Source organism: Corynebacterium sp. HMSC29G08, from assembly GCF_001806875.1.
Lineage (GTDB): Bacteria > Actinomycetota > Actinomycetes > Mycobacteriales > Mycobacteriaceae > Corynebacterium.
Window position 1 is genome coordinate 1 of sequence record NZ_KV786231.1, and the last position, 8,060, is coordinate 8,060.

7 protein-coding genes and 2 pseudogenes are annotated in these 8,060 nt (G+C 51.2%); 1 reads left to right on the forward strand and 8 read right to left on the reverse strand.

The features are described from left to right. Positions 1-46 precede the first annotated feature (46 nt). Positions 47-322 (forward strand): annotated as a pseudogene (locus HMPREF3101_RS11870) (RNA helicase); the annotation flags it as partial. A 50-nt stretch (positions 323-372) separates the two neighbouring features. On the opposite strand, the gene HMPREF3101_RS04020 reads toward HMPREF3101_RS11870, so the two are convergent. From HMPREF3101_RS04020 to HMPREF3101_RS11875, 8 genes and pseudogenes are all read right to left on the reverse strand, one after another. After that, positions 373-1,320 (reverse strand): NAD-dependent epimerase/dehydratase family protein, encoded by a 948-nt coding sequence (locus HMPREF3101_RS04020; protein ID WP_070462842.1) that lies wholly within the window; start codon positions 1,318-1,320, stop codon positions 373-375. A 41-nt stretch (positions 1,321-1,361) separates the two neighbouring features. Further along, positions 1,362-1,547, reverse strand: a pseudogene (locus tag HMPREF3101_RS12405) (UTP--glucose-1-phosphate uridylyltransferase); the annotation flags it as partial. A 42-nt stretch (positions 1,548-1,589) separates the two neighbouring features. Then, positions 1,590-2,732, reverse strand: coding sequence for a hypothetical protein (locus tag HMPREF3101_RS04030; protein ID WP_070462848.1), 1,143 nt, complete (start codon positions 2,730-2,732; stop codon positions 1,590-1,592). Positions 2,733-2,735: 3 nt separating this feature from the next. After that, entirely contained in the window at positions 2,736-3,881 is a 1,146-nt protein-coding gene (locus HMPREF3101_RS04035) for a hypothetical protein (RefSeq protein WP_141737350.1), read from the reverse strand. Next, positions 3,882-4,634, reverse strand: coding sequence for a CatB-related O-acetyltransferase (locus tag HMPREF3101_RS12525; RefSeq protein ID WP_070462854.1), 753 nt, complete (start codon positions 4,632-4,634; stop codon positions 3,882-3,884). A 280-nt stretch (positions 4,635-4,914) separates the two neighbouring features. Then, complete coding sequence (locus tag HMPREF3101_RS04045) at positions 4,915-5,514, reverse strand: hypothetical protein (protein ID WP_141737351.1); 600 nt, start codon at positions 5,512-5,514, stop codon at positions 4,915-4,917. Further along, complete coding sequence (locus HMPREF3101_RS04050; protein WP_070462860.1) at positions 5,498-7,531, reverse strand: glycosyltransferase; 2,034 nt, start codon at positions 7,529-7,531, stop codon at positions 5,498-5,500. The genes HMPREF3101_RS04045 and HMPREF3101_RS04050 overlap by 17 nt, the downstream gene beginning before the upstream one ends. Position 7,532: 1 nt before the next feature. Continuing rightward, positions 7,533-7,919, reverse strand: coding sequence for a hypothetical protein (locus HMPREF3101_RS11875; RefSeq protein ID WP_141737352.1), 387 nt, complete (start codon positions 7,917-7,919; stop codon positions 7,533-7,535). Between the last annotated feature and the right edge of the window lie 141 nt (positions 7,920-8,060).

Here is an 8,060-nt window from a genome sequence, read left to right on the forward strand (position 1 = left end):
TCACCACACCGCTACCATTTCAGTCTTCTGAACAAAAGACCGCAGCGCCACCCGCAAAAAGCTCAACACCACACCCCGTTTCGTACTCATCGCGATGACGCAGATCGCCGGCGAGGGCGTGGATCTGCCAGCACTCGACGCGCTCGTTCTCGCCGCCCCAGTCGCGTTCAAAGGCAACGTCATCCAACAGATCGGCCGCGTCACCCGCGGCACCGAGACATCCGCCACGGTTTTCGACTTCCACGACCACCACGTCCCCGCGCTCACCGCCGCATTCCGCAAGCGTCGCTCCGTCATCCGCACCCAAGGCTTCACCGAATAACCAGAGCTCTTGCTTGACGACGTCACTACTGCGAGCAGTATCAACCCCAGCTAACCGCGACTGGGTTCGTTCCGAAAATACTCGACAGTCCGCAAAACACCTTCCGCAAGGCTCACTTCAGGCTTCCAACCCAATACACGTTCGGCCTTTTCGTAGCTCAGTGCAGAGCGAGCAACATCGCCGAGGCGAGCGGGTTCATCTGTAGGACTGTCAGGTGCCCCCACCGCCTTCGCAACGGCAGTATGCAGCGCACGGTCTGTCGTCTCCACACCCGTGCCGATGTTGAACCGTTCTCCGTTACCTGCTTCAGCCGAAGCCAGATAGAATGCGCGGGCTACATCGCCAACGTACACATAGTCCCGAGTATTGGTTCCGCCACCAAATACACACGTTGGTTTACCATCCAGTAAGTTGCGGGAGAAAATCGCCACCACACCGGCTTCGCCGAATGGATTCTGTCGAGGCCCATACACGTTTGCGGGAGCAATAAAACTCGTCTCAAGCCCATACAGTTGGCGGTAGACGTTCAAGTAGAGCTCGCCCGCAACCTTCGAGGCGGCATAGGGTGATTTCGGGTCGACGTGGAGCTTTTCAGTCGCGGGCAGATGATCTGGCTCGCCATAAATCGAACCGCCCGAGGATGTATGCACTACCCTGCGAACCCCGGTACGCCGAGCGGCCTCCGCGATGCGAATCGTCGCCAGAATATTTAACTCTGCATCTAGAAAAGGGTCTTCGACCGAACGGCGAACGTCGATTTGCGCAGCTAAATGGAAAACCACCTCGGGTGCTACACGCCGAAACAGAGCTTCAAAGTCTGCTTCGCGAATGTCTTGCTTCACTAGCTCCACCGCACCGGCTTCCAAGTGATGAGAAATGTTTTCAGTCCGGCCAGAGCTCAGGTTGTCAATAACCGTGACCTGGTGCCCCTCTGTCACCAGCAAATCAACTAAGTGTGAGCCGATAAAACCGGCACCCCCGGTAACAACCGCCTGCACAAAAGCTCCTAAAGATCGAACGAACTTTTCTCGAGTTGATATTAGATCTTATACTCCGCATTAACATTAGCAGCGGGATGCTCAGCCTCGCATTCAGCGATGATCTGTGTAATCGCCGCGTACAACGCCGGTCCATACTTCGGATCACGCAGACCAAAATCAACATTCATCGGGATATATCCGCGAGGATTACCCAAATCGCGGCGCTTGCCCTCGTGCACCACCAAAGTTTCAAATAGCCAACCAGCGCCAGTAGCTAAACGGTTAAATCACTCATCTGGATACTGCTGAAATAGATCGAAAAGTCTCGAATCCACTTCCAATTCTCCTAAACTCTCTACAAGCGGGAGCGAGTACGAATTCAAACCCTCACGCCACGCCATATGCAAGCCCTTGAAGTGTCTAACTGTTCCCTGGCTCGGACCATTGTCATGGGCATAGCTGACTGCATGAACCTTTAGTTGCTGCTGCGGTAGAAGACGATTGGGGACATAGCAGTATTTTCTGGGACCCATGGGTCCGACGCCTTTAAAAATGAAATCAGAATGCTGCCGATAAGTATTTAGGTCCGATGCCCTCGCCACCACTGGGGGAACGTCCCTCGAACGCATGTACAAAACGCCGTTCCCTGTTTCCAGCGCCAGCTCACTCACAGCGCGTCCGTCATCACTCAACATCAACTCGTCAACGTCGCAAATAATCACCGTCCGCGCATGCTTTAGAAATCGCCAATGTGCGGTCTCCCACGCGGTGTATTGGCCAAAGTCGGAGTCAAGGTTTTTCGAGAGAGCTCCGTATGGGTGTGGCCATTCGACGACTACGGCAGTCTTTATGCCGTCAACAGCTGAAACAGCATCTAAAACTTCTTTGGAGGAGTACCAAGTGGAGCGGTTATCAAACAGAAGCAGCGCATCGACGTCATTGGCCTGAACATTAAGTTCAACCCACTGGACAATCGTCTCCAATCGGTTGTTTCGGTTCATAGTCACGAGAGCGTTTGTGCCTTCAAACGCATCCCAGTGACTGGCTCCAATCTGCGAAGATAGCTCGAGATCAGGCAGTACCAAACTCACGGTTTCCGGCACCCAGGTCAGTTCGGAAGAGCGTATTAGAGGCAGAGAAGTCCGGGACATCCTATCCATCTCTTCCCATCGGATCTCGGCTGCATCGATCGTCATCCCACCATCGATCCGAAACTCTGCCGCTGCGAGAGCCTCGCGGAGATTAAGATAGGGAGGGCCTATTAACCTAATCTCTTCCCCACAGAGAAAGATATCGCTGAATACCGTATGAAAGTCAAAGGTAGAGAAGTATTTTAGTGAGTTAGGATGATCCAACGTGGGTGGCACACGAACCAAGTCATAATTGGTGGGGAGGGCTATTGAGTTAGGGCGAACAATTGCTTTAATCATGAGTTACCAACTTTTGCCGGGTAGCTGATGGAAGAATTTAATGATCTCCAGCACGGATCGAAAGTTGTCCCAGTCAATTGCGTCATAGGGTTTAATGCCGTACAAGGACTTGCGCTTAGAAATCTCTTGGTTGTCAGTTTCTCGAGGATGAAAAGTCTGATTCGGTAATTCTGACCAGTAGAAGTTGAAGTCTTTACCCGCTCGCCAAGTGTTGAATCCAAGTGGAATTTCCATCCAGCCAGACGAGTTTTCATTATGCGTCCATAGCCCGGGAGCGAGGAAGTCGGCCGCAAAATTTGAACCGAAGCGGATTGGTGACGTCATCGAAGGTTTCGGTATGTCGCCCAAGTTCAGATCGTTTAGGTTCTCTTTCACGATCTGAAGCATCAGATACTTTCGCATATACTTCTCGGTATGAAGGTCGGCCAACGATAAAAGAGATTCTGCTATGAGACCCGGGTAGGCCATTGCTGCTAACCGGGCGGTAGCGAACTCCGTCATTCCGGCGAGAGGATTCGTTTCGTCCAATCCAGATGCCCGAAATACGGGATGGCCGATACGCGGGGTACGTCGTTCCAGCATCCCCCAAGGAGATGCTTCCAAAATAGAGCCAAAAGATAAATACCCCCCATCAAAGTAATCTGCCATCAAGATGGCAGCCGACCCCATAAACGTCCAAGACTGTTCAAAATCTCTTGCATTAGTCTCGACTATGGCAGTGTCAAACTGTTCAAAGAAAGCGCGTTCTCGCTGAAACCTAGAACCGAAATCCACCGAAACCAGAGGAGTCGACTCACCAAGCAGCGCAAGCGCAGCCATGGAATCGAAACCTCCACTAAAGCTGAGAATGGTGTTAGGCCCCGGTTCGCGCGCCATGACCGAATACAAGGGAGCGTCCCAATCAGCAGCGGTCACCGTTTCTAACTGAGATAGCGCTTCTGTGCTTATCGGCCCCAGGTACGTCCAATGATCGTATCCTGTCCCGAATACGCTGGCAATTGCTGTAGCAATGCTATCCGGATGAGGACGATGGGAGTCAGGGAGCTGAAACCAAATCGTCCTATCTGTTTCCAGCGTTCGCACCCTAGCCGATACACATCCACTAGAGTCTGATTCAATTTCCGAAACTACAATTTCATTTTCCTTCAATTAAACCACCGGCACCAACGCCTGCTTAGTCAGCACTTCTGGAGTGTAGAGGCTGATGTCGTCTTCTGCCTTCAGCTGATCGAGACGGTCGAGGAAGACAACTGGATCGTCCATGGAGAGTTGAGCTATCTTCACTGGGTCAAAATTCCACCACTGAGACTCCAGTAACCTTTGAGCTACTTCGCGGGGAAACCTCAATTTAATGATTCGCGCGGGGTTTCCACCCACGATCGAGTAGGGTGGAACATCTTTAGTGACTACTGAGAACGCAGCTACAACAGCCCCATCGCCAATGGTCACGCCTCGATTCAAGGTGACGTTCTGGCCGATCCAAACATCGTTTCCAATGACGGGAAATGGTTTCTCGAGCTTCCTAGGATCCCCTTGCTGGAACTTAACGTCGAAGTCTTTCTCAAAAAACTTCAGGTTCCCAGCCTGAGGGTCAAAAACTACGTTTGAAGTAGTGACCCATTCGACCGGATGCCGTGGGCCGACTATATTAAGCCCCCACGATATACTGCAAAACCTCCCCACTCGGAGATAAGGGTTTACCGGAGAATGGGAATACGAAAAAGAGCCCATGGTACATAGGTTCCCTCCCGCATAAAATCCTGCAAACGGTTCGATTTCTACCGAGTCGATAAATGTCAGACTTTCGGGCATGTCCCGACTCTTATTTTCGTGCCATTGCATGCTCACTCTGTATTGCTGAAGCGTCTCGGCTACTTCTGCACTGAAAGGGATGGTTGCCATTAAATATTCCTTATCTGCAAATGCTTTAGCCGCGCGATGAAAGCACAGTACTGTTCTTTTACTTCAATCTTGGCCCCGTTGGTTTGCAGGGCGATTTTGACAAACACTACGCACACTAACGCTTCATAACGCAGACCTCTTCCTGAATGCTAAGAACAGCTTTTCAGTAACACCTTGGAGGGCATCCAGCCTTCATCTTCGACACATTATAGTTTCCGTCTTGTGCAACGGTAGTGATTCCCAACCCAGAATCTTCGCGTCCCAAAGCACGAAGAGCCACTTAACCAGCAACGCTTAAAGAAATCCCGACTTGCCGGAACAGTGCGGAAAGGCCTTCAAACCCATCACTGGTTGCTCCGTCTACTACTACCTCAGCCATCTCCAGCTCCTCAGCGAGTAGGAGTGCGGGCGCAAGCCTGCTGTAGAACTTGTGATCATCCTGCTCAAAAAGGTTTGCATTTGTAGAAATGATGAGAGAAGATGTCGATTTTAGACTTCCATTCCAGCTGTCCGAATTTAGGACTACTAACGATTGTCTATCGATCTTGCTCAGGTGGTCAGATAACGTTATGGACTTAGTACCTTTCATAAGCGGCTTCGGATAATACTCAATCGGATTTGGAAAGAAATCCATGCCCGCATGGCGAGTAATTGCTGCAGCGGTATTAGGCCCCATCTTTTGCGGAACAATGAATTCGCCACCACACCATCTTCCGAAAACAAGGTACAGTGCGACTGCTTCCAGCTCCGGGTTGATTTTGTCCGGCAGGTCCGCGAGCAGCCATGTCCTTGTAGGTGGCTCAGCATCGTATTCCGACAACTCAACCGTGTATGCAACCTGACGGCGCTTGTTCCTGCTTTTGCTAATCCGCATTTTCACTCTCCCAGTATTCTTCGCCGAAGATCATCCACTCTGGGTCACCGTCAACAGCGGACTCCACTTCTCCTCGGTCACAAATCTGAACTTTCCATGGCAGGTTTTCTTGCTCATCAGACACGTCCCGTTTGACCAAAATAAACTTGTTTTCTAGCCCCTGGGCAGCAATCACGTTGCCAGCACTCTGAAGCAGCAATTCAATCTGGTCTAAACGGTTTGGAGCAGCCTCCTTCCCCGCCGTTGGCGCGACCACGGTGAAGTCAAGATCAGCCTGACGGGCCGACACAATATCCTTGAACGTCGCATTCTTGACAATTGCCATGGGGACAGGCGGCATCTCCTCCGTGCCAACAGAAAATTCAGCGCACACCAGGTGCCCATCCCAGTTGCTAGGTACCGGCGCACCGCTTTTCACTGCTAACACCAAATCACGATTGACTAGGTGGTCGGGGAGAAATAGTTCGGCATCTTTAAGCATCGTCTCCCGAGGAGCTGTTTGCGGGTACTCCCCATTTTCCTTGGCCAGGTTCGCGATATTTTTAAGGTCACCAGCATTGAGGCGCCACTGGATGAATTTCAAAGCTGAACTTGCACTAGCGAGCTGCCTGTCAGTATCCAGCACGGTCACCTGTCGGCTATGCATCCTTCTGAACGTTACGGCTTTACCTACATGGCTGAGCATCAGACCAGAACGCAGAAGCCTAAGCATTATGTTGTTGTCGACACCGCTCGTTAAGGTTTCGTCGTACCGCAGGCTTCGAATTACGTCGGTGCGGATCATCCAGGTACTATGTCCTGGTGCTGATCCGTTCGCCATGGCCGTTTCAATAGACGGGATCTTTGAAACGATGAGGTTTAGTTCACCCGTGGTGTCATCAAAGTTCACAAAGGCGCCGACGTTACCTACTGTCCCTGGCACTAATCCCCCTACTTGCCACTCCAAGCGTCGGGGATGCATGATGTCGTCGTCATCGAGGACCGCGGTATAAATGCCGCGGCTCTTCTCCGCTGCTAAATTCCGTGCCGCCGAGATACCGGCATTTTCCTGCCAAAAATACCGGATACGCTCGTCCCCAAACCCATCCAAGACTTCTTTTGTATTATCCTCTCCGCCATCATCAATGACAACGATTTCGAAGTCCTGCATCGTTTGAAACAGCACTGATTGGATCGATTCACCAATCAAGTCAGCACGGTTATGAGTACAAATTGCGACTGTAACAAGAGGTGGAGCATCTTCAGGTCGATGGGACCACTGCATGTAATTTCGAACAAAACTGGGATCGTTGTAGACGATGTCGCGATTGCGTTCTACGGTATTTCGCCCATCTTCGGTTTGGTCCACAATTGCCCGTGTCGGAGGATGCCACATATGGTACATCCGGACATCCGAGTCATTGACCCAGATTGTCTTGTAGCCGGCACGCCGGGCGCGCTGCGCAAAATCAAGATCCTCACCGCCGTACGTGTGGAACCGCTCATCGAAACCCCGGATTTCAAAGAACCCTTGTCGCGATATGGCCATCATTCCCCCCATGCCCCACCTAGGCCGCAGTTGAGAGTTGCTTTCCAATTCCTCCCAAGCTCCCGGATTATTCTCAACCCATTCGTCATCCATTTCTTGCGGCAAATCGCGGCACTGGAGGAAGAAAGCCGCCTGCGGCTGGCGCTGAGCGATTCCGACGATCTTTTCAAAAGATTTTGGTGAAAAGACCATGTCTGCGTCTGTTGAAACCAAGAGCGCTCCGCGGCTAATTGCAAATCCGGCATTCAACGCACGGGAGCGAGACCAGACTTCCGCATCTGGTGTATACACATAGCGGCAGCCAAGCTCACGAGCAAGTTCCTCATTTACTTTTGGGTCAAGAGACCCATAATCAGAGATAATCACCTCTCCGGCAAAGCGTCCGAACGATACCTGGATGCTTTCGACAGCCAGGCGGATACGACGTAGTCCCCAGTCGCGGAATCCGATAACTACAGAGACATCGATGTGTTCCCTACCGGTAGTAAAACTCATGTTAATCAGTTACCTCCACGCCATTGAGTGTCAGGTGATTGAAGCAGCTCCACGGCGCTTTAACATTCATCTGCAACGCAGTTATCGGTGAAATATCAAAGTTCTTTTGCCATCTTTCAACTTCCACCTCTGCTTCCAAAGCGTCCTCCGGGATACGAAAAAATGCGGTCTTGCCAAGCTCAGAACTTCCCTGAGCGGAGTTATAGACAAACGCGGCTTTAAAAGAATCAGAATAGGAAAAGTTCAACCCCAGCGCTTGTTCTCTAGACAGTTCGATTCCGGGGAAGCGTACTTTTAACACATAGTCTTTGTCATTGAGGGTTCCATTTGACGTGACAGCTAGGCGGGCTAGGCAGTTTGAAACTGGGAGCGAAAACCGGACCTTCATATCCACTAAAATACATCAATTTGGCAGTAATCTTAGAATTAGTCCCCAGACATCTAAAGTGTCACTATAACCCTATTGACAGTCCAACGTTCCACGAACTGCTAATGTTGCCAACTATGCGGATGACGGTGATCGGTACTG